We start from the raw sequence: 20017 nt of genomic DNA on the forward strand, positions 1-20017 counted from the left end.
TGCAGCGCAACAACAGCATTGCCCGCAACCACGGAAAAGACGACAAATAGAACAATAAAAGCTGCCTGGAGATTCGGAATGGCTGCGAACGCCTCCAGAGCTTTTTCTAATGGTTGCGAGGCGCTTTGCATGGGGCACAACACCAATTCGACCCCGCAATGGGATCTAGTCCTGCAGTCTAACATAGGCTAATGCGCAAACTCTGCAGGAAATACTTCAAGGGAATCAATCATTTCATCGAATTGTGTCATCTATTTCAGCTGTCTATTTCCGCGCTGTTTGCCGGGGCGAATTGGCCCGGGCAGCGAGCCGTGCAGAATTTCGCCCGGTTCTATCGCGTGGCGTGTCTCCTGTTGTTCTAATCTGGCTGTCTGTGTGGCTTGAATGCGAGGATCCATTCAATCAGGAGAGTAGCGACATGATCAGCAAGAACACAGTGTGTCTCTGGTATGACGGCACCGCGTTGGATGCGGCGACGTTTTACGCTGCGACATTTCCGGATAGCGCGGTGATGGCTGTCCACCGCGCGCCGGGTGACTATCCCGCCGGCAAGCAGGGCGATGTCTTGACCGTCGAGTTCAGCGTGCTTGGCATCCCTTGTCTCGGATTGAATGGGGGGCCAGAGGTGAAGCACAACCAGGCATTTTCGTTTCAGGTTGCGACCGACGATCAAGCGGAAACGGATCGCTTGTGGAGCGCGATCGTCGGAAATGGCGGTGAGGAGATTGCTTGCGGCTGGTGCAAGGATAAGTGGGGGCTGTCTTGGCAGATCACGCCGCGCGCCTTGAGCGCTGCGATCACCGATCCAGACCGAGCGGCGGCCAAGCGGGCGTTCGACGCGATGATGGGAATGGTAAAGATCGATATTGCCGCGATTGAAGCGGCGCGGCGCGGCTGATGCCGCCGATTCGGATTCATCCTGGCGAAATCCGGGCCGGGTCAGTCCGCGGATGCCAGATGCCTGAATCGCGCAGCCCGAGTTGAGGTTCGGAACCGAGGTTTCGCTGGCTGATAGGTGAATCCGATTCGCTTTCGAGTTGTTCACTCATGCTGACCCATCATCCCGGCTAAAATAGCCGGATGACTGAACCTCGTACTCCCGCTGCCAACCCGTGGCTGCTTTCCGTTGCGCCGATGATGGACTGGACCGATCGGCATTGCCGCTACTTCCATCGATTGCTGTCGCCGAACGCGCGCCTGTACACCGAGATGGTGACCTCGCCGGCGCTGATCCATGGGGATCGCGAGCGCTTGCTCGGGTTTGATCCGTCGGAACATCCGCTGGCCTTGCAACTCGGTGGGTCCGATCCGGCGGAACTGGCCGAGGCGGCTCGCATCGGCGAGCAATTCGGCTATGACGAGATCAACCTCAATGTCGGCTGCCCGTCGGATCGTGTGCAGTCGGGGCGTTTCGGTGCGTGCCTGATGCGCGAGCCGGCGCTGGTCGCCGATTGCTTTACCGCGATGCGCGATGCAGTGTCGATCCCGGTGACGATCAAATGCCGGCTCGGTGTCGATGAGCAGGATGAGCTTGCCGATCTCGAACACTTTATCCAAACGGTTGCGGCCAAGGGCTGCACGGTGTTTGTCGTGCATGCGCGCAAGGCCTGGTTGAAGGGTCTGTCGCCGAAGGAGAATCGCGACGTGCCGCCGCTCAACTACCAGCGCGTCTATCAGCTCAAGCGTGATTTCCCGGCTCTGACGATCATCATCAATGGCGGCATCGGTCAGCTCGCCGAAGTCGAAACGCACCTCCAGCACACCGATGGCGCGATGCTCGGGCGCACCGCGTACCACGAGCCGTATCGGCTGGCCGAACTGGAACTCGCTCTCTTTGGCACGCCCTTGCCGTCGCGTGAATCCGTGATCGAGCAGATGCGTCCCTACATCGAAAGGCATCTCGCCGATGGCGGCAAGCTGCAGCACATCAGTCGGCATTTGCTTGGTTTGTTCCAGGGCTTGCCCGGCGCGCGCGGCTGGCGGCGTCATCTGAGTGAAAATGCGCATCGCGTTGACGCTGATGTGTCCGTGCTTGATCAGGCGTTGGAAAAATGCCTTAGCCAGATGCGCGCTCGGGCAGCTTGAATGCATTGGCGTGAGCCAGTTCGCCACCGTTTTACGCAATACGCCCGACTGTTCGAGTCCCTTTCGAATCGTTTGCTGCGGTGCAGCAGTCTGGCGCCGCAAAGTGATGCCGGGCCGTTAAGCTCGTGTTATCTTCACATCCACTTGTTCCACCGACGGATCTCATTCGTTCAACTGGGGAGTGCGGGAATGAAAAAGTTACTGGCAACTGCTGTGGCAATCGGACTGGCTGGCATGACCGGCAGTGCTTTTGCGATTACTGACAATGAGGCGAATGCGAGTATTCCATTCAGTTTTTCCAATCCAGGCGCTCGAGCGCTGGGTATGGGTGGGGCATTTCTCGGACTAGCCGACGACGCCTCGGCGGCGTACACCAATCCGGCTGGATTGACCCAGTTGGTCAGTCCAGAGGTGTCGGCGGAGTTTCGCTCGGTCAGCACGAATACACGCTGGATGGATGGAGGCACGGTCCAGTACAACGGGTTCGATTCCTCAGGCCTGAACTATTCCTCACAGGATGACCGCACCAACTCGTTGCCGTCGTTTTCGTTCGTTTATCCGGGTGAGCGCCTTTCGTTCGCGATTTATCGTTTCGAACTGGTCAACTACGACTCCAAGTTCTTCAGTGCCGGAGCGCTGTACACCACTGGCGACGGCAGCGGAGCGGGCGGTGTTGTGTTTCCGTATCAGGCCAACACGAATTTGGAGGTCGATGCCTACGGTGCGGCTTTCGGATTCAAGGTCAATGACCGCATTTCGCTGGGTTTTGGCCTGAACTATTATCTGCTGGATATCAGTACGACAACCGATCGTCTGAATCCCAATGATCTGACGTCGGCGTTCGGACGCGAAGCGGATCTGAATGGTGATGGCTCATTCGGATTCACTCTCGGCGCGCGGATGGTTTTCACCGATTGGCTTAGCGGTGGTCTCTCCTACCGACATGCGCCGTCGCTCGATTATGACGCAGTCCGCTCATCGCGAAATGATCCGAATGAGGGCGTAACACTGAATACTGACCTGAATGTGCCTGATGTGCTTGGCGTCGGTATCAGCATTCGGCCAAGCGATTCCTGGGTCATCAACCTTGATGTCAATCGCGTCTATTATTCGCAAGTGACGGACGATCTGGAGTCGGTCTACGGTTCCGATCCGGTCACCGAGTTGGCGCCGTTGAAGCTGAGCGATGGCACCGAAGTCCGCCTCGGCGCGGAATACACGTTTGCGACGACTCACCCATTCAGCATTCGCGCGGGCGTGTGGCGCGATCCCGCGCATGAGCTTGTCTATCGGGGCACTGTGCCGAATTTCGATCCGGCAACACAACTGCCAGCTGTCGATGCGGCAACGTTCTCGGCGGGACGCTCCAGCAGCCAGACCCACTATGCCATCGGTGCAGGCGTGGCTTTCAGCCAGTTCCAGATCGATCTCGGTGCCGACTTTTCGGACACCAGCGATACCTATTCGGTATCGGGCGTATTCCGCTTCTGATCAAGTTCCAGGGATCTTCCCGGCAACCGGGAAGATCCGACTTGCGGCGGAAGCCGGTCAGTGGGCTCTAGCGCCCGTTGAAGAAGCGGATAAATTTCGGTGAAAAATACTTCGTGTCGGGCTTGCGCGACGGATCAGTGCTGCGCGCTTGATCGGCTGCCTTGCGCGCGATGCCGGCGGCATTGTCGGATTGTTCCAATTGGCTCAGGTTGTACGCGGCGGCGGCGCGCAGGGTCAACATTTGCCAGCGTAGGCTTGGGGTTGGCGGCACCTGATTGCTGAGCTTGATCACATCGTTGTAGCGTCCACTCAGATAGGCATCGACCAGTGGACGCAGGATTTGCGTCGAAATCGACGAAGACCCGCGCGAATCGACGGTTGGCGGCGGTGCCGGTGGCGGCGCCTTGACGACAGCGCGAGGTGGCGGAGGCGCGCGTTCCGGCGCGGGCGCAGGCGTTGGCGTCTGCCTTGCTGTCGCCGGAGCTTCTGTTGGTGTGGTCTTGCCCTGACGAACCAGGCGATTGCTGCATTCGGCGCGGCCCTGGGTTTCCGCTTCGGCCAGTTCCGAATTGGAGTTCGCAACCACCTTGTTGGCGGCTTGTGACCAGAAAGCCAGGGCCTTGTCGCAATCGCCAAGGCGCAGAGCGGCCAATCCGGCGTAGTGTTGGGGCGCGTAGGCTTCGAAGCGTTGCCCATACAGGCGCACGCGCTTGGCCGGCTTTGCATTGTCAGCGAGAGCGGACTCCATGTAACGCTGGACATCATCCCAACGGCCATCTTTTGCTGCCTCGAGTCCGCGCGCGTAATCCTGCTTCCAGCCGGCCAGCGCAGGCATCGCCACGAAGGCGAGCAGGACTAGCAAGTGGCGCACCTCATAGCGCCGCATTTTTCAGGTACTCCTCGGCGCTCAGGGTCGGGAAGCTGCCGCTGGTCTGACCCGTCTTGCCGGCCACGACGCGAGCAAATGCCGAGACCGTCTTGGCTGAATTCGGATGACTCAGGGTGACGTAATAGCTGCCTGCAGGCAGGGTCAGGATCAATGGAGTGGTGCGGTCCGCAGGCAGCGTGACCGGCTTGCGCGATGCATCGAGTACTTGATCGACGGTGCCCCAGGGCAAGGCGTTGATGACCAGCGAGCCGGTCTGCGCGGCAAGCTCGGTTTCGCGCTGCTTCTTGAGGATGTCGAGCCGCGTTTGCGCGGAGGACTCGATGCCGCTGAGGGACTTGTTGTTCAGTGCGGCGGCAGCCATGCGGATCGCATCCAGGCTGGCATTGCCGCTATCCAGATTCGATGCATTGCGCATGTCATTGGCAAGAATGTCGGCCAATTGTTTTTCGTAGCGGCCTACCTGATCGGATCCCGCGGCGCGCAGGCCAAGAATCGCCTCGACAGCCGCCTTGGCATCCTTGCCGACCAGCGGGCGTTGCTGCAGGAGTTCGGCCAAGCGCTTCTCGCTGGCGAGTCGATTGGCATCCGCCTGGCGCTCGGTATCAAGTTTGCGCACGGTCGCGATCTGTTCGCTGATTCGGGCGTCATCCGGATAGGCCGCCGCTGCCGCGGTAGCCAGCGGCAGGGCAACATCCAGTTCACCGCGCTCACCGGCACCGCGCAAGGCATCGGCGATCACGCGCGGCAATGCTTCGCGGAGCTTGAGGGCATCGGCATTGGACGGATCGCTCTTGAGCAACGCATCGAGCACGTCTCGCGCATTGTCCTTGTCCGGCGGTAGCAAACGCCCCGAGGCGATCGCCGAGCGGGCCAGATTCAGTTGCGAGGCGATCGCTGCCCGTTGTGATCCGAGGCTCTGCTGGGCACGATCGCGAATCTCGGCCGCAGCGCTCAACTCGGGATCGACGCGCAAGGCAAGTTCGGCGCGATCGAGCGCGGCCTCGATGTCACCCCGTGATTGTGCCGCCTTGGCGTCCGCAAGAATCCGGGTCGCCAGCTTTTCCTTGAAGCTGCTGACGGATGCATTTTCCGGATCGACTTGCCTTGCCTGCTCGAACCATTCAAAGGCATTGTCGCCCGCCGGTTCACTGATCTGATTCGCGGCCAGCGCGGTGCCGGCACTGCTGAGCAGCTTTTCGATTCGCAACTCTCTGGCCCTGGCTTGCCCGGCCTGGGTGACTTCTTGTGTGAGTTTCGCGAATGCGGGGTCCGAGCCGAACTCGGCTTGCAATCCGCCGAGTGCCTGTTCCGCTGCCTCGATCTTGCCGGATTGCAATAGCTCGCGCACGCGGGCGAATTCCGCGTCGGTGATGGTCTTGAGCTGACTTTGCACCTGCTTGTTCAGCGGTGCCAGGCTCAGTGCCATGCGCAGCAAATCGTAGGCTCCGTCCGGGCCGGTGCGCTGATTGCGTTTCTCCGCAGCGTCCGCTTTTTTAAGCAAGTCGTCGACCTGTGCGGCGACAAGACGTTGTTCCTTTTCGGCAGCAATGCGCTTGATCAAGGCCTGCACTTCCGTGTCGTCGGGTACAACGAGCATGGCTTGATTGGCTTTTTCGCTGGCCGCATCAAAGTCACCCGATGCCAGCGACTTCTCGGCATCGGCGCGGAGCAGGTCGGCGATTCGGGCCATCAACTCCAGGCCTTGTTCGTTGCCCGGGTCCTTCTGCAGGACTTTCTGCAAATCCTCAAACGCGTTGGCCCCGGGAGGGGCGAGCAGATTGCCGCTGGCGACCATGCGGTCGGCCTCGCGCAACAGCGTGCGAACGAGATACTGATCATCCTGACTCAACGTTCGCGGTGCCAGTGCAGCCCATAGCACGAGGCCGAGAACGATCGCGCCAAGCGTTGCGGCGACGATGGCCAGCAAGCGTGGCCGCTGCATGACCTGGATGAACATCGAAGAGGTGTTGTGCTGCGGGATCGACGGATCGGTTTGCGGCATGCGCAACAGATCCAGTGCGAAGCCGCTGTCGCCACCGGTGTATTCGCCGGAGAAACCGAGTGCGCGCAGACGCTCCGATGTGCTCGCAGCAGTGATCGCGCCAAGCTGCTTGACCAGGGCATCGTTGCCGACGACGAGGCCGCGAAGTGCCTTGACGAATTCCTGCAGGTTGGCGAAACGGTCGTTTGGTTCCTTGGCCAGCATGCGATCGAAGATCGGCTGCAAGGGTTGCAAATCATCGGGCAAGGGCGGCGGTGGCTGCAGCGCGTGGCCCATCAACACGGCCATCGGGTTTTCGCCGGTGAACGGTGGCGAGCCAGTCAGCATCTCGTAGAACAGGACGCCGAGGGCGTATTGATCGGCACGCCCATCTATTTCCCGTCCGCTGGCCTGCTCGGGGCTCATGTAGGTGGGTGTGCCGAGGACCATTCCGGTCTGGGTGATGCGTGAAGCCAGCACATCGGATTGTTTGGCAATACCGAAATCGGTCAGAACCGGCGTCGTCGGATCGCGGAACATGACGTTCGACGGCTTCAGGTCGCGATGGATGACGCCGTTCTTGTGTGCGTATTCAAGGCCGTTCGCGAGTTGCACGACGACGCCGATTGCTTCACCCAGCGAAAGTCCGCCGAGCATGCGTTCGGCGAGGGTGCCGCCTTCGAGCAACTCCATCGAGATATAGGCAATATCTTCACGAGTGACGATGTCATAGACGGCGACGATATTGCGGTGGGGCAGCTTGGCCATGGTTCGGCCTTCGAGCAGGAAGCGACGCTCGAACTCCGGCATCGGTCCGTTGCCTCCGCGCAACTCGCGACGCATGACCTTGATCGCGACCTTGCGATCCAGCGAGTGCTGAATGGCGAGAAAGACGGTCGCCATGCCGCCCTCGCCCAGCTCGCTGATCATCTCGTAGCCAGGAATGTCCTGGAAGCGGTCCATCCTATCCCCTGCATTGGCAGCCGGTCGGTCCTAGCTCGGCCGGTCTGCGAATCCGTCTGTGCGGTGAATATTCTCGCCGCCTTTTGACCCATGACACCTCGATGGGCCTGCCGATCGTCGTTGCCTGTCCTCGCCCGGCAGATTTCCCGACTCAACCGGCAAGCTGCGACAGGCCGTTCGTACCGACCGATCATAACAAAGCCGCGCGCGTTTACCGGCTGCGGACGGAGAATTCAACCACGTTGCCATTGCCATCATCGATCAAGTGATGCATTCGTCACGAAACTTGTCTGCGTGCGGATCGCGGCAGGCCCGTCAGCTCGCCCGATTTCCATGACGCGTGTGCGCTTGATCAGCACTGCCCAAGCTACGTCGCCTGGCTGTCTGCGGATGCAGGGAGGCGCGATTGACCGGGCCCCGGCCCACTGTCCGGCCTTGTCCGCTGTCTCGCGGTGGACACTGTCCGCCTTTTAGGTCGGCTCCAAAAACATGCGATATATCAATGACCTAGCCGTTGGCACGGGGATTGCTGAATAGGGCTCAGGGAGGCCGCTTCGAGCCCGCCCCGGAGAATTGAATGATTCGTGACACCTCGGCGCAGGATCGGCAGCTCAAGCATGAGCCAGGCCAGGCCAGGCGCTGGATCAAGTGGGCCATTGGCAGCGCGGTTCTGGTCGTTGTGCTGGTTTTGATCGTGCCGACCGCCGCGCGTCTGTTCTCGTCGGATAGCTCGGCGAGCATGAGCCGCCTGCGCATTGCCGAGGTCAAGCGCGGCACGCTGACCCGCGATGTTTCGGTGCAGGGCAGCGTCGTCGCCGCAGTCAGCCCCACCTTGTATGCGGCCAGCGCCGGAACCGTGACCCTGAAGGTCAATGCCGGCGACAAGGTGGTCAAGGATCAGGTTCTGGCCGAAGTGGTCAGCCCCGAACTGAGCAATCGCCTGCAGCAGGAGCAGGCCACGCGCGAAAGTCTGGAAATTGATGTGCAGCGCGCCAGTCTTGATCATCGCAAGCAGCAACTGGAAGCGAAGAAAATCCTCGACCAGGCCATGATCGATCGGCAGACGGCCAAGCGGGAAGTCGAACGCACCCAGCGCGCCTACGACGCCGGTGCCATGTCGGAAATGGATTTGTTGCGCACCAAGGATGCCCTGGCCAAGGCCGACATCACCGTGAGCAACGCCGAAGCGGGCATGAAGCTTGATATCGAAAGCCTCGCCTTTGAGCTAAAGAGCAAGCGCCTGGCGCTGGATCGTCAGCGCCTGCTCGCCGAAGACTTGCAGCGCCAGGTCGAAGAATTGAAGGTGCGTTCACCGGTCGATGGCCAGGTCGGACAACTGATCGTGCAGCAACGTGCAAACGTGGCCGCAAATGCACCGATCCTGACCGTTGTCGATCTCAGTGCACTCGAGATCGAGGTCAAGGTGCCGGAAGTCTTTGCGCATGATCTGAGCATCGGCATGGCCGCCGAAATTCGCGACAACGCCGGTACCTATCCCGGAACAATCAGCGCGGTATCGCCGCAGGTCATCGACGGGCAAGTCAGTGGCCGCATCCGCTTCGGCGACAACAAGCCGGCCGGCCTGCGCCAGAATCAGCGCCTGACCACGCGCATCCTGATGGACGAACATCCGAATGTGCTGATGGTCGAGCGCGGCCCGTTCGTCGACAGCGGCGCCGGTCGCGTCGCCTATGTCGTGCGCGACGGTGTCGCCGAACGCACCCCGATCGTGGTCGGCGCAACCAGTCTCAATTCCGTGGAAATCGTCTCCGGCGTCAAGCAGGGCGACCGTATCGTCATCTCGGGCACCGATCAGTTCAATGGTGCGCAACGAGTGGCGCTTAATTGATGGGAGTAGCGAGTAGGACTGTGGAGACAGGATGTCGGAACGAACAGCGAAGCTGGCCCGCAGGGCAAGCCGCAGGATGCGGCGCGTCAATGGGGAGTAGGTTTCAAGCAGCTTTCCAACGTCGATGTATGTGTCCCTGGAACCCATTTTCCAGCCTCGAAGAAACATTAAATCCAAAGGCCCGCTCTTCCCATTTCCTGCTTCCCACTCCCCACTACCCACCAAAGGCAAAGCCGATGTTAAAAATGACTCACCTGCAAATGGTCTACCGGACCCACCTGATCGAAACGCATGCGCTGCGGGACTTCTCGATCCATGTTCGCGAGGGCGAGTTTGTCGCGGTGACCGGGCCTTCCGGTTCGGGCAAGACGACGTTTCTCAATATCGCCGGCTTGCTGGAGGAGTTCACCAGCGGGGAGTACTGCCTGGATGGAGTTGATGTGCGCGGTTTGAATGACAGCGCGCGCTCGAAGTTGCGCAACGAGAAGATCGGTTTCATTTTCCAGAGTTTCAATCTGATTCCGGATCTCAATCTTTTCGACAACGTCGATGTGCCCCTTCGCTATCGCGGGTTTTCCGCCGCCGATCGCAGGAAGCGGATCGAGGATTCGCTGGGTCGCGTGGGACTCTCTTCACGCATGAAGCACTATCCCTCCGAGCTGTCGGGCGGTCAGCAGCAACGCGTCGCAATTGCCCGCGCGCTGGCCGGATCGCCGCGCTTGCTGATGGCCGATGAACCAACCGGCAACCTCGATTCATTGATGGCGCGTGGCGTCATGGAGTTGCTCGAAGAGGTCAATCGCCAGGGCACGACGATCGTCATGGTGACCCACGATCCCGAACTCGCCGCCCGCGCTCATCGAAACGTGCATGTCATCGATGGTCAGGTGACGGATTTTGACGACGAGCCGCGGTTGCGCAATGTCGCCGGTGGCGACGGGAGCGGGGAGAAGGGGGTAGGGAGTGGGTTGGAAGCGAGCGTCAGCGGGTAGCGGTGTGTTGTGAGCGAGAAAGCAACGTTTTGCGCCTTCCTACTCCCGACTCCCCACTCCCGCTCCAACAAAACGTCAAGCGACAAACGAAAGCAAAGCCTCATAACTTCCAATCTCCGGACACACCGCCATGTTCTCCTACTATCTCCAACTCGGACTGCGCAGCTTGCGGCGCAACCCCGTGCTGACCGCCTTGATGGTCGTCGGCATCGGACTTGGAATTGCCGCGAGCATGACCACGCTGACGGTCATGCATCTGCTGGGCAGTGACCCGATTCCGTGGAAAAGCGACACGCTGCACTATGTTCAGCTCGACAGCTGGAGTGCGGATGAAAGCTTCTATGAAAATGGTCGCCCACCCGATCAAGTCACTTATCGCGACGCTGTCGCCCTGATGGAGGCCGGCAAGGCTGACAAGCAGGCGGCAATGTACAAGCTGGCCATGCCGATTCAGCCCGAGAACAAGGAGCTGAAACCGTTTCGTTCACTCGGACGTGTTACCTACACGGATTTTTTCGGCATGTTCGAGCCGCCATTCAAGTATGGCGGCCCATGGAATCACGATCAGGACAAGAGCCACGAACGCGTCGTCGTTCTCGGTAGCGAGTTGAACGAAAAGCTGTTTGGCGGGCAGGACAGTGTCGGACACAAGGTCAGGATGGACGATATCGACTACACCATCGTCGGCGTGCTCAAACCCTGGAAATTGCGCTCGCGCTACTACGACCTGACCAATGGTGCCTTCGCCGATCCGGACGAATTCTTCATGCCGTTCACGACGGCGATCGATCTCAAGAAGCGCGCGAGTGGCAACAACAGCTGCTGGAAAGCGCCAGGCGACGGCTGGGATGCGTATCTGGATTCCGACTGCGTCTGGATGCAGATGTGGGTTCAGCTGGATTCACCCGCACGCCTGGCTGAGTACAAATCGTTTCTTGATAGCTACGTGAATGAGCAGAAGAAGCTCGGACGCTTTCCACGTCCGCTCAACAATCGCCTGCTCGATGTCAACCAATGGATGGCGGATCAGGAAGTGGTCTCCAGTGACGTGCAGGTGCAGACCGGTCTGGCATTCGCTTTCCTTATCGTTTGCCTGGTCAACACCGTTGGTCTGTTGCTCGCCAAGTTCACGCGCAAGTCAGGGGAAATCGGATTGCGCCGAGCGCTCGGCGCCAGTCGTCGCGATGTCTTCAGCCAGTTTCTGATTGAGTCCGGAGTGGTCGGCCTCAGTGGCGGTTTGCTTGGACTGGCATTGACCGGCCTCGGCTTGATCGCCGTGCGCTCGCTGTACTCGGAGTACAGGACTGTTGCTCATCTCGACTGGACGATGACCGGCGTAACCATTGCACTGGCCGTCGTGTCGGCGGTTCTCGCAGGTCTGTATCCGACCTGGCGCGCCTGCCGCGTGCAGCCAGCGGCGCAGTTGAAGATATGAATGGCCGGGATTTGAGATTGGGGATTTGGGATTCGGCGACGCGGTTTCTCGCAAGCCGACGATCTGGAGTCGATCAATCTTTCCCGAATTCCCCTGCGCCACAGCTTTTTCAAATCCCGAATCTCGAATGTCGAATCCCGAGGTAAAACATGGAAATCCGCCCGATATTTTCCGCTCTCATGCGCAGCAAGGTCTCGATGATCCTGATCGGTGTGCAGGTCGCGCTGACTCTCGCGATCGTGTGCAATGCGCTGTTTATCATTGGCCAGCGGCTCGACCACATGGCTCGCCCGAGTGGCATGAACGAGACTGATACGTTCTATTTCAGCAGCACGGGATTCGGTCAGGGGTTCGATGCGCTTGCCTCCGCCCGCGAAGATCTGGCCATGCTTCGTCAGATGCCGGGCGTTGCCAATGCAACGCCGACAAACACGGTGCCGATGAGTGGGGGCGGCTGGAACACCGGGCTTAGCCTCAAACCCGGACAGAAGACCTCGACCGCCGATACGGCGATCTATCTCGTCGATGAAAAGGCGCTCGATTCCTTTGGTGTGAAGCTCGTCGCCGGCCGTGATTTCAAGCCGGAAGAAGTCCAGGACGTCGTCTTTGGCGATCGCCTGCAACCTTCGGCAATCATCGTCACCCAAGCGCTCGCAGACAAACTGTTTCCTGACGGTGATGCGCTCGGCAAGGAAATTTATATGGGCGATGAACCGCCAACCAGCCGAATCGTTGGTATTGTCGAGCGTTTGCAACAGCCGTGGATGGACAGTGACTCGATTGACTATTCGACGTTTGCGCCGGCTTACATGGCGTTTGGAAATTCCGTTCGCTATCTGGTCAGGACCGAGCCGGGTCGTCGTGACGAAGTCATGAAAGAGGTCGAAAAGAAACTCTCCGGATCCAATACCAGCCGCATCATCGGCAAGGTACGCAGCATGGAAGAAACCCGAGACGAAGCCTATGCGGGCGATCGCGCGATGGCCATCATCCTCGCCGCAGTCATTGTCTCGCTGCTTGCGATCACTGCGCTCGGCATTGTCGGCATGGCCAGTTTCTGGGTTGCCCAACGCACCCGACAGATCGGCACGCGGCGTGCGCTCGGCGCATCGCGCAGCGACATCCTGCGCTACTTCCAGACCGAGAATTTCATCATCACCACAATGGGTCTGATTGTCGGAGCAGTGCTCGCTTATGGATTCAGTTTGTGGATGATGCAGGCCTATCAGTCGCCGCGGCTGCCCTGGTACTACGTGCCGATCGGCTTCATCTGTCTGTGGAGCCTCGGTCAACTTGCCGTGCTCGGCCCGGCCATGCGTGCGTCACGTGTATCGCCGGCCGTGGCGACGCGAAGTGTTTGAAGGCGGGAGTGGGGAGTCGGGAGTGGGAAAAGCCGAAACGAAGCGCCTGAGGCGTGTGCTTCCAACCTGTTTCCCACTCCCTACTCCCCACTCCCGTAAAATGTAACCCTTTCCCGCCTGGCTGCATCCAAGCAGGCATGCCTCGACAGAAGACCCGGAATCAGACCATGCGCACCGTTCTGGTGATCGATGACAATCCGGCAGTTGGAACGGCACTCGATGTGTTGTTCGGTCTGCATGACATTCGCACGGTGATTGCGACTTCGCCGGCGCAAGGGCTGGAGTTGCTCGCGAGCGAGAACATCGATCTGGTTGTCCAGGACATGAATTTCAGCGCCGATACGACTTCGGGTGAAGAAGGCATGGAGCTCTATCGAGCGATTCGTCGCGACTACTCCGATCTGCCGATCATCCTGCTGACTGCCTGGACGCGACTGGAGACGGCGGTCGAGCTGGTCAAGGCCGGTGCGAGTGACTATCTGGGCAAGCCCTGGGATGACAACAAATTGCTGGCCACGGTCGAAAACCTGCTGGAACTTTCCGAAGCGACACGAGAGGTGTCACGTCATCGGGATGAGCGCCGCCGTCGCCGTCGTCAGCTGGATGAACGCTTCGATCTGCGCGGCATCGTATTTTCCTCAAGCGGCATGGAGCGCGTGGTTGAACTGGCCTGCCAGGTCGCGCGCGCTGATGTGCCCGTGCTCATCACTGGTCCAAACGGTGCCGGCAAGGAGCGTATTGCCGAGATTGTGCTGGCCAACTCGGCGCGGGCAAAGGGGCCGTTCATTACGGTCAACTGCGGAGCGCTGCCTTCGGAGTTGATCGAGGCGGAGTTGTTCGGTGCCGAGCCTGGTGCCTATACCGGTGCACCGAATCGCGCCCGCGAAGGCCGCTTCGAGGCGGCCGATGGCGGCACCTTGTTTCTCGATGAAATTGGCAATCTGCCATTGGCCGGGCAGATGAAATTGTTGCGCATTCTCGAAACCGGTCAGTTCGAACGCCTCGGTTCAAGCAAGACACGCAAGGTGTCGGTGCGCGTCATCAGCGCGACCAACTCTGACCTGCCAAGCCTGATCCGTGAGGGTCAGTTTCGCGAAGATCTGTTCTACCGTCTCAACGTGATCGAGTTGAAGGTGCCGCCGCTGGCCGAGCGCAGTGATGACATTCTTCCGCTGGCCGAGCATTTCCTGCAGGGCAGGGCGAGCTTCGACAGCGGCGCGCGTTCGGCGCTGAGCGCGCACGCCTGGCCAGGCAATGTGCGTGAACTGAAGAATGCGATTGATCGCGCCAGTCTGTTGTGCAGCGACGGAATCATTACTGCGCGTGATCTGACGCTGGAGCCGGCGCGTGGTTCGGGGCGTCGCTTGTCGCCTGATGAAGAACCCGATAAAAGCATGATCGAAGCGGCATTGCAACGCGCCCGCGGCGTCATCAGCCAGGCCGCTGCGGATCTTGGCTTGTCACGTCAGGCCTTGTACCGACGCATGGAAAAGATGGGTATCGAAACCTGATCGATCTTGATCGGGTCTGGCTGATCCCCTGACTCCGGCAAGTCCGGAAACAAAAACGCCTGCGAAGTTCGCAGGCGTTTTGCGTCGACGCAGTGGAGTCGAACTATTCCAGATCGAGGAAACTGCGCAGTTGCTCAGAGCGGCTCGGATGACGCAATTTGCGCAATGCCTTGGCCTCTATCTGACGAATCCGTTCGCGGGTGACGTCGAACTGCTTGCCGACTTCTTCCAGCGTGTGATCGGTATTCATGTCGATGCCGAAGCGCATGCGCAGGACTTTTGCCTCACGCGGGGTCAGGCCGCCGAGCACACCGTGCACGGTTTCCATCAGGCCGATATTGGTCGAGGATTCGATCGGGGAGACGATCGACAGATCCTCGATGAAGTCGCCGAGATGGGAATCTTCGTCGTCGCCGATCGGGGTTTCCATCGAGATCGGTTCCTTGGCGATCTTCAAGACCTTGCGGATCTTGTCCTCGGGCATTTCCATCTTGATCGCGAGTTCTTCCGGAGTCGGCTCGCGGCCCATCTCCTGCAGCATCTGGCGACTGATGCGGTTGAGCTTGTTGATCGTCTCGATCATGTGCACCGGGATGCGGATCGTGCGTGCCTGGTCGGCGATCGAACGCGTGATCGCCTGGCGGATCCACCAGGTGGCATAGGTCGAGAACTTGTAGCCACGACGGTATTCGAACTTGTCGACCGCCTTCATCAGACCGATGTTGCCTTCCTGGATCAGATCGAGGAACTGCAGGCCGCGGTTGGTGTACTTTTTTGCGATCGAGATGACCAGGCGCAGGTTGGCCTCGACCATTTCCTTCTTCGCCCGACGCGCCTTGGCTTCGCCGATTGACATCGCGCGATTGATTTCCTTGATGTCGGCGACGGTCAGGTAAAGCGTATTCTCGATGGCAACCAGCTTGTGCTGCTCGCCGACCAGTGCATCCTTGTGGGTCTTCACCGCAGCGGACCATTTCTGGCGCTTCTTCATCAGATCTTCCGCCCAATCGAGATTGGTCTCGTTGGACGGGAACACCTTGAGGAACTCCTTGCGCGGCATCTTTGCCTGCTTGATGCAGACATCCATGATCCGGCGCTCGTGGTGACGAATATTGCTGACCACTTCGCGCAGTTTGCGAACCAGCGCATCAATCAACACAGCCGGCAGCTTGAGCTTCAGAAACTCTTCGGCGATCTGTTCGCGATGCTTCTGCGCCCTCTTGTCGCCAAGTCCGTGCTTCTCGGAGAGCTTCTGGTATTTGGCGTAACCCGTGCGCAGCAGTTCCATGCGACGTGCAACTTCGAGCGGATCGGGGCCGGTATCGACCGGTGTTGCGTCTTCCGTGTCGTCATCGGCACTGTCATCGCCATCGCCGTCTTCGTCCTTGTCCTTTTCCTTCTCGGCTTTTTCGGCGGCTTCCTTGGCGGCGGCTGCGGCGATTTCCTCGGGCGTCGGAACTTCGATGTCGAGGAAGCCGGTGACGACTTCCGACATGCGCTTCTTGCCTTCGGTGAACAGGTCGTAATCCTCAACCAGCAACTGGATCGACCACGGGAAGCTGGCCAGGGCAGCCTGAACCCGGTTCAGGCCTTCCTCGATGCGCTTGGCGATGACGATTTCGCCTTCGCGGGTGAGCAGATCGACCGTACCCATCTCGCGCATGTACATGCGCACAGGGTCGGTGGTGCGACCGACTTCGGCGTCCACGGCCGAAAGCACGGCGACCGCTTCTTCGGTGGCCGTGTCGTCATCGGAAGAGCCGGCAGACTGGGCGCGCAAGGTCTCGGTATCGGGTGCAACCTCGTGCACCTCGATGCCCATGTCGTTGATCATGCCGATGATGTCTTCGATCTGTTCCGGATCGACGATGTCATCAGGCAGATGGTCGTTCACCTCGGCATAGGTCAGGTAACCCTGATCCTTGCCCTTGGTGATCAACGCCTTGATGTCGGTGGTTTTCTGCTCCTGGATATGCTCGGTCGCCATGGATGTTCTGCTGTACCTAAACGAAAGACTCGGAAGTATAGGAGACCCGTCAAGGGTAACCCAAGTTATTGAAAGTATTGGAATCATGATGTCTGGCCAAAAGCCGCATCAGGTTTCCGGGGCCACTCTCAGGTGGAAGGTGACCGGACCGTCATTGACCAGTTGAACCCTCATATGGGTACGGAATCGGCCGGTTTCCACCGGGGAATGCGTTTTTCGTGCCAGATCGACCATTCGACTGAAAATCAGCTCGCCATGTTCAGGGCTGGCCGCGCCGCTGAATCCGGCGCGCATGCCGCTGGAGGTATCGGCGGCGAGGGTGAACTGGGAAACCAGCAGCAGGCCACCACCGACATCGCGCAGCGAACGATTCATGCGTCCGGCGTCGTCGCTGAAGACGCGGTAGCCGAGGATGCGTTCGAGCATGCGTTGTAGCTGTGTTTCACCATCTCCGCGTTCCACGGCGACAAACACGAGCAAGCCGGCGTCAATGCGACCGACCGTTTCCGCATCAACCTTGACACTGGCTTCGCTGACGCGCTGGAGAAGGGCAATCATTGCCGGTTCCGAAAAACGCCGCGGCCTTGATTGGGACGGGCGTGGAAGTCGGTCAATCTGTCTGCAGCAGTTAGAATCATTGCTTTCCTCCCGATGTTGAATGATGACCTGGTTGATGCGCCTGCTCTATGCGTTGCTGTGGCTCGGCGGTTTGCTGCCGTTGCGCGTGTTGCATGCGCTCGGTAGCGGCATTGGCGAGATCGCCTGGATGCTCAAGGGGCGCGAGCGGCGTATCACCGAGATCAACCTCGCCTTGATTGAAACGCACGATAGCGCGTTGGCAGGACACCTCGATGCACGCCAAGTGCTGCGCGAAACCGGGAAGTCGGCAATCGAGGTGGCAAAAGTCTGGTCCGGCCGTCCGCAGCAAGCGTTGCGTCTGGTCCGTGAAGTGCGAGGGGCGGAGATCTTCGAGCAGGCGCTTGAAAGTGGCAAGGGCGTCATCATCGCCGCACCTCATCTGGGCTGCTGGGAACTGTTGAGCTACTGGCTGGCAGAGCGCACGCCATTGGCCATCGTCTATCGACCACCACGCAATGCGGACGTCGAGCCTTTGCTGATCAAGGCACGTGGCGCGACCAAGGTCGAACAGGTACGTGCCGAGGGTGCGGGCGTGCGCAATCTCTATCGACGACTCAGTGCCGGTGGCGTGGTCGGCATCCTGCCGGATCAGCAACCGCGAAAGGGTGACGGCGAATTTGCACCCTTTTTCGGAATCGAAGCGCTGACCATGGTGCTGGTGCCGCGTCTGGCCGAACGTACTGGAGCCACCGTGTTGTTCGCCTTTGCCGAGCGTCTGCCGCGCGGTGCCGGTTTCCGAATTCACGTGCAGGCGGCTCCGCCGCGGATTGCTGATACCGATCTGCGTGCCGCGTGCACGGCCTTGAACGAAGGTGTCGAGGCCTGCGTACGGATCGCGCCAATGCAGTATCAATGGCACTACAAGCGCTATTCGATCAATCCACCGGGGCCCAAACGTCGTCTGTATGCGTCGGTCCCTGAGTCATCGGTCTGATTTTCGACAAACAAAAGCCGCCTCGCGGCGGCTTTTGCGTTGCTCGAGGTGGCGAAACGATCAGCCGCGTTTCATCGAGCTGAAGAACTCGTCGTTGGACTTGGTGTTCTTCATCTTGTCGAGCATGAACTCCATCGCCGCGAGTTCGTCCATCGGATGTAGGAGTTTTCTGAGAATCCAGATCTTCTGCAGCATGTCCGGTTCGATCAGCAATTCCTCACGGCGCGTGCCGGAGCGGTTGATGTCGATGGCCGGATAGACTCGTTTCTCGGAAATGCGGCGATTCAGGTGCACCTCCATGTTGCCGGTGCCCTTGAACTCCTCGTAGATCACCTCGTCCATCTTCGAGCCGGTCTCGACCAGCGCGGTGGCGATGATGGTCAGCGAACCGCCTTCCTCGACATTGCGCGCGGCGCCGAAAAAGCGCTTTGGCCGCTGCAAGGCATTGGCATCGACACCGCCGGTCAGGACCTTGCCCGAGGACGGGATCACGGTGTTGTAAGCGCGCGCAAGTCGGGTGATCGAATCGAGCAGGATGACCACATCCTTCTTGTGCTCGACCAGACGCTTGGCTCGCTCGATGACCATCTCGGCGACCTGCACATGGCGCGTCGCCGGCTCGTCGAAGGTCGAGCTGATGACCTCGGCGCGAACGCCGCGCTGCATCTCGGTGACTTCCTCGGGGCGTTCGTCGATGAGCAGAATGATCAGATGCACATCCGGATGGTTGTGCACGATCGCCTGGGCGACGTTCTGCAACATCATCGTCTTGCCGGCCTTCGGCTGCGAGACGATCAGGCCGCGCTGGCCGCGACCGATCGGTGCGACCAGATCAAGAATGCGCCCGGTGATGTCTTCGGTCGAGCCATTGCCGCGTTCGAGTTTGAATGATTTGCGCGGGAACAGCGCGGTCAGGTTCTCGAACAGGACCTTGTTTTTCGACGCCTCTGGCGGTTCGCCATTGATATGGTCGACCTTGAGCAGGGCGAAGTAGCGCTCGCCTTCCTTGGGAGGGCGGATGCGGCCGGCGATGTAGTCACCGGTACGCAAATTGAAGCGACGTGTCTGCGAGGGCGACACGTAGATGTCATCAGGTCCGGCCAGATAGGACTGGTCCGGGCCGCGCAAGAAGCCGAATCCATCCTGGAGGATTTCGAGGACGCCTTCGCCATAGATGCCGCCGCCAGCCTTTGCATGCGCCTTGAGGATGTTGAAAATCACATCCTGTTTGCGCGCGCGGGCGACACCTTCCTGGATGCCCAGCGTTTCAGCCAGGGCGATCAGATCGAGGGCGTTCTTGCGCTTGAGCTCGTTGAGGTCGATCAGCGGACCGTTGTCCTTGCTCGGATCGTATTCCTCGTCGTCGCGTGGCAAGCCGCGATGTGCCGGATTCTGCTGGCGGTTCGCGCCGCGATTGCGATCACGACGTCCGCGTGGTCCGCGCCCACCCTGATTCTGCTGGTTGCGATTTTGCGGGTTGCCATGACGCTGGCCGGAATTGCCGCCCTCCTGCTGATTGGCTTCATTGCGGCCATTGCCATCATTGTCGGCAGAGGAGTGTTGGGGCGATTGATTGCCGGAATCTTCATGCGCATTGCCGGAGTCGGTCTGGCGATTGCCATCTTCGACAGCAGCAGGTTTTTCCTGCCTTGGAGTAGGCGCATCCTGCTTCGCAGCAGGCGCGTCCTGTTTCGCGGCAGCGGGTGCTGGCGAGTCATTGGACGAATCTGCAGATGCTGATTTCTCGGCAGCTGGCTTTCGCGGTGCACGCGGCGCGCGGGCCGGACGCTTCTGAGCTTCCGGGGCAGCGGCTGGCGTGACGTTTTCGCCATCGTTTGGATTTTTGGTATCGGACACGGACGGACCTCGTTGGGTGCCGTAGGGGGAAAAGAGGGATTCA

Annotated in this window: 14 protein-coding genes; 9 read left to right on the forward strand and 5 right to left on the reverse strand. The window is 59.8% G+C overall.

What is annotated here, in order from left to right; translation table 11 throughout:
* Positions 1-418 precede the first annotated feature (418 nt).
* The 3 genes from VFN25_RS10895 (at position 419) to VFN25_RS10905 (ending at position 3576) form a co-directional block, all read left to right on the forward strand.
* Positions 419-898 (forward strand): VOC family protein, encoded by a 480-nt coding sequence (locus VFN25_RS10895; RefSeq protein ID WP_325141774.1) that lies wholly within the window; start codon positions 419-421, stop codon positions 896-898.
* A 182-nt stretch (positions 899-1080) separates the two neighbouring features.
* Positions 1081-2085 (forward strand): tRNA dihydrouridine(20/20a) synthase DusA, encoded by a 1005-nt coding sequence (dusA, locus tag VFN25_RS10900; protein ID WP_325141776.1) that lies wholly within the window; start codon positions 1081-1083, stop codon positions 2083-2085.
* A 189-nt stretch (positions 2086-2274) separates the two neighbouring features.
* Positions 2275-3576, forward strand: coding sequence for an OmpP1/FadL family transporter (locus VFN25_RS10905; RefSeq protein ID WP_325141778.1), 1302 nt, complete (start codon positions 2275-2277; stop codon positions 3574-3576).
* 67 nt (positions 3577-3643) lie between these two features.
* On the opposite strand, the gene VFN25_RS10910 is transcribed toward VFN25_RS10905, so the two are convergent.
* Positions 3644-4462 (reverse strand): hypothetical protein, encoded by an 819-nt coding sequence (locus VFN25_RS10910; RefSeq protein ID WP_325141781.1) that lies wholly within the window; start codon positions 4460-4462, stop codon positions 3644-3646.
* Positions 4449-7409 carry a serine/threonine protein kinase gene (locus tag VFN25_RS10915; RefSeq protein ID WP_325141783.1) on the reverse strand — a complete coding sequence of 987 codons (2961 nt, stop codon included), beginning with the start codon at positions 7407-7409 and terminating at the stop codon, positions 4449-4451. The genes VFN25_RS10910 and VFN25_RS10915 overlap by 14 nt, the downstream gene beginning before the upstream one ends.
* Before the next feature lie 577 nt (positions 7410-7986).
* Between VFN25_RS10915 and VFN25_RS10920 the strand changes: the two genes are divergently transcribed.
* The 5 genes from VFN25_RS10920 (at position 7987) to VFN25_RS10940 (ending at position 14557) form a co-directional block, all read left to right on the forward strand.
* Positions 7987-9258: an efflux RND transporter periplasmic adaptor subunit gene (locus tag VFN25_RS10920; protein ID WP_325141786.1), complete on the forward strand. Its 1272-nt coding sequence runs from the start codon at positions 7987-7989 to the stop codon at positions 9256-9258.
* Between the two features lie 236 nt (positions 9259-9494).
* Positions 9495-10250, forward strand: a complete 756-nt coding sequence (locus VFN25_RS10925; RefSeq protein ID WP_325141789.1) for an ABC transporter ATP-binding protein — start codon at positions 9495-9497, stop codon at positions 10248-10250.
* A 130-nt stretch (positions 10251-10380) separates the two neighbouring features.
* Positions 10381-11685, forward strand: coding sequence for an ABC transporter permease (locus tag VFN25_RS10930; protein WP_325141791.1), 1305 nt, complete (start codon positions 10381-10383; stop codon positions 11683-11685).
* Between the two features lie 149 nt (positions 11686-11834).
* Positions 11835-13046 carry an ABC transporter permease gene (locus VFN25_RS10935; RefSeq protein ID WP_325141793.1) on the forward strand — a complete coding sequence of 404 codons (1212 nt, stop codon included), beginning with the start codon at positions 11835-11837 and terminating at the stop codon, positions 13044-13046.
* A gap of 167 nt (positions 13047-13213) precedes the next feature.
* Entirely contained in the window at positions 13214-14557 is a 1344-nt protein-coding gene (locus VFN25_RS10940) for a sigma-54 dependent transcriptional regulator (protein WP_325141795.1), read from the forward strand.
* Between the two features lie 103 nt (positions 14558-14660).
* Here the strand turns inward: VFN25_RS10940 and rpoD are convergent, their stop codons facing one another.
* Both rpoD and dtd read right to left on the reverse strand, forming a co-directional pair.
* The gene (gene rpoD, locus VFN25_RS10945; RefSeq protein WP_325141796.1) at positions 14661-16544 is read right to left on the reverse strand and encodes an RNA polymerase sigma factor RpoD; all 1884 of its coding nucleotides are present in this window, start codon (positions 16542-16544) and stop codon (positions 14661-14663) included.
* A 108-nt stretch (positions 16545-16652) separates the two neighbouring features.
* Positions 16653-17102 carry a D-aminoacyl-tRNA deacylase gene (gene dtd / locus VFN25_RS10950; protein ID WP_325141798.1) on the reverse strand — a complete coding sequence of 150 codons (450 nt, stop codon included), beginning with the start codon at positions 17100-17102 and terminating at the stop codon, positions 16653-16655.
* Positions 17103-17205: 103 nt separating this feature from the next.
* Here dtd and VFN25_RS10955 point away from each other — a divergent pair, with 103 nt between their 5' ends.
* On the forward strand, positions 17206-18117 hold the full coding sequence (locus VFN25_RS10955) for a lipid A biosynthesis acyltransferase (protein WP_414648938.1): 912 nt from the start codon (positions 17206-17208) through the stop codon (positions 18115-18117).
* Between the two features lie 60 nt (positions 18118-18177).
* Here VFN25_RS10955 and rho read toward each other — a convergent pair whose 3' ends face one another.
* Positions 18178-19974, reverse strand: a complete 1797-nt coding sequence (rho, locus tag VFN25_RS10960; RefSeq protein ID WP_325141802.1) for a transcription termination factor Rho — start codon at positions 19972-19974, stop codon at positions 18178-18180.
* Positions 19975-20017 lie beyond the last annotated feature (43 nt).

The sequence above is a fragment of the Dokdonella sp. genome (assembly GCF_035703485.1).
Lineage (GTDB): Bacteria > Pseudomonadota > Gammaproteobacteria > Xanthomonadales > Rhodanobacteraceae > Dokdonella.

What these genes read in the sequence shown, in the direction of transcription:
- VFN25_RS10940 (WP_325141795.1), top strand. Translation starts at nt 13,214, where the DNA reads ATGCGCACCGTTCTGGTGATCGATGACAATCCGGCAGTTGGAACGGCA.
- VFN25_RS10895 (WP_325141774.1), top strand. Translation starts at nt 419, where the DNA reads ATGATCAGCAAGAACACAGTGTGTCTCTGGTATGACGGCACCGCGTTG.
- VFN25_RS10930 (WP_325141791.1), top strand. Translation starts at nt 10,381, where the DNA reads ATGTTCTCCTACTATCTCCAACTCGGACTGCGCAGCTTGCGGCGCAAC.
- rpoD (WP_325141796.1), bottom strand. Translation starts at nt 16,544, where the DNA reads ATGGCGACCGAGCATATCCAGGAGCAGAAAACCACCGACATCAAGGCG.
- VFN25_RS10910 (WP_325141781.1), bottom strand. Translation starts at nt 4,462, where the DNA reads ATGCGGCGCTATGAGGTGCGCCACTTGCTAGTCCTGCTCGCCTTCGTG.
- dusA (WP_325141776.1), top strand. Translation starts at nt 1,081, where the DNA reads ATGACTGAACCTCGTACTCCCGCTGCCAACCCGTGGCTGCTTTCCGTT.
- VFN25_RS10915 (WP_325141783.1), bottom strand. Translation starts at nt 7,409, where the DNA reads ATGGACCGCTTCCAGGACATTCCTGGCTACGAGATGATCAGCGAGCTG.
- dtd (WP_325141798.1), bottom strand. Translation starts at nt 17,102, where the DNA reads ATGATTGCCCTTCTCCAGCGCGTCAGCGAAGCCAGTGTCAAGGTTGAT.
- VFN25_RS10920 (WP_325141786.1), top strand. Translation starts at nt 7,987, where the DNA reads ATGATTCGTGACACCTCGGCGCAGGATCGGCAGCTCAAGCATGAGCCA.
- VFN25_RS10905 (WP_325141778.1), top strand. Translation starts at nt 2,275, where the DNA reads ATGAAAAAGTTACTGGCAACTGCTGTGGCAATCGGACTGGCTGGCATG.
- VFN25_RS10955 (WP_414648938.1), top strand. Translation starts at nt 17,206, where the DNA reads ATGACCTGGTTGATGCGCCTGCTCTATGCGTTGCTGTGGCTCGGCGGT.
- VFN25_RS10935 (WP_325141793.1), top strand. Translation starts at nt 11,835, where the DNA reads ATGGAAATCCGCCCGATATTTTCCGCTCTCATGCGCAGCAAGGTCTCG.
- VFN25_RS10925 (WP_325141789.1), top strand. Translation starts at nt 9,495, where the DNA reads ATGTTAAAAATGACTCACCTGCAAATGGTCTACCGGACCCACCTGATC.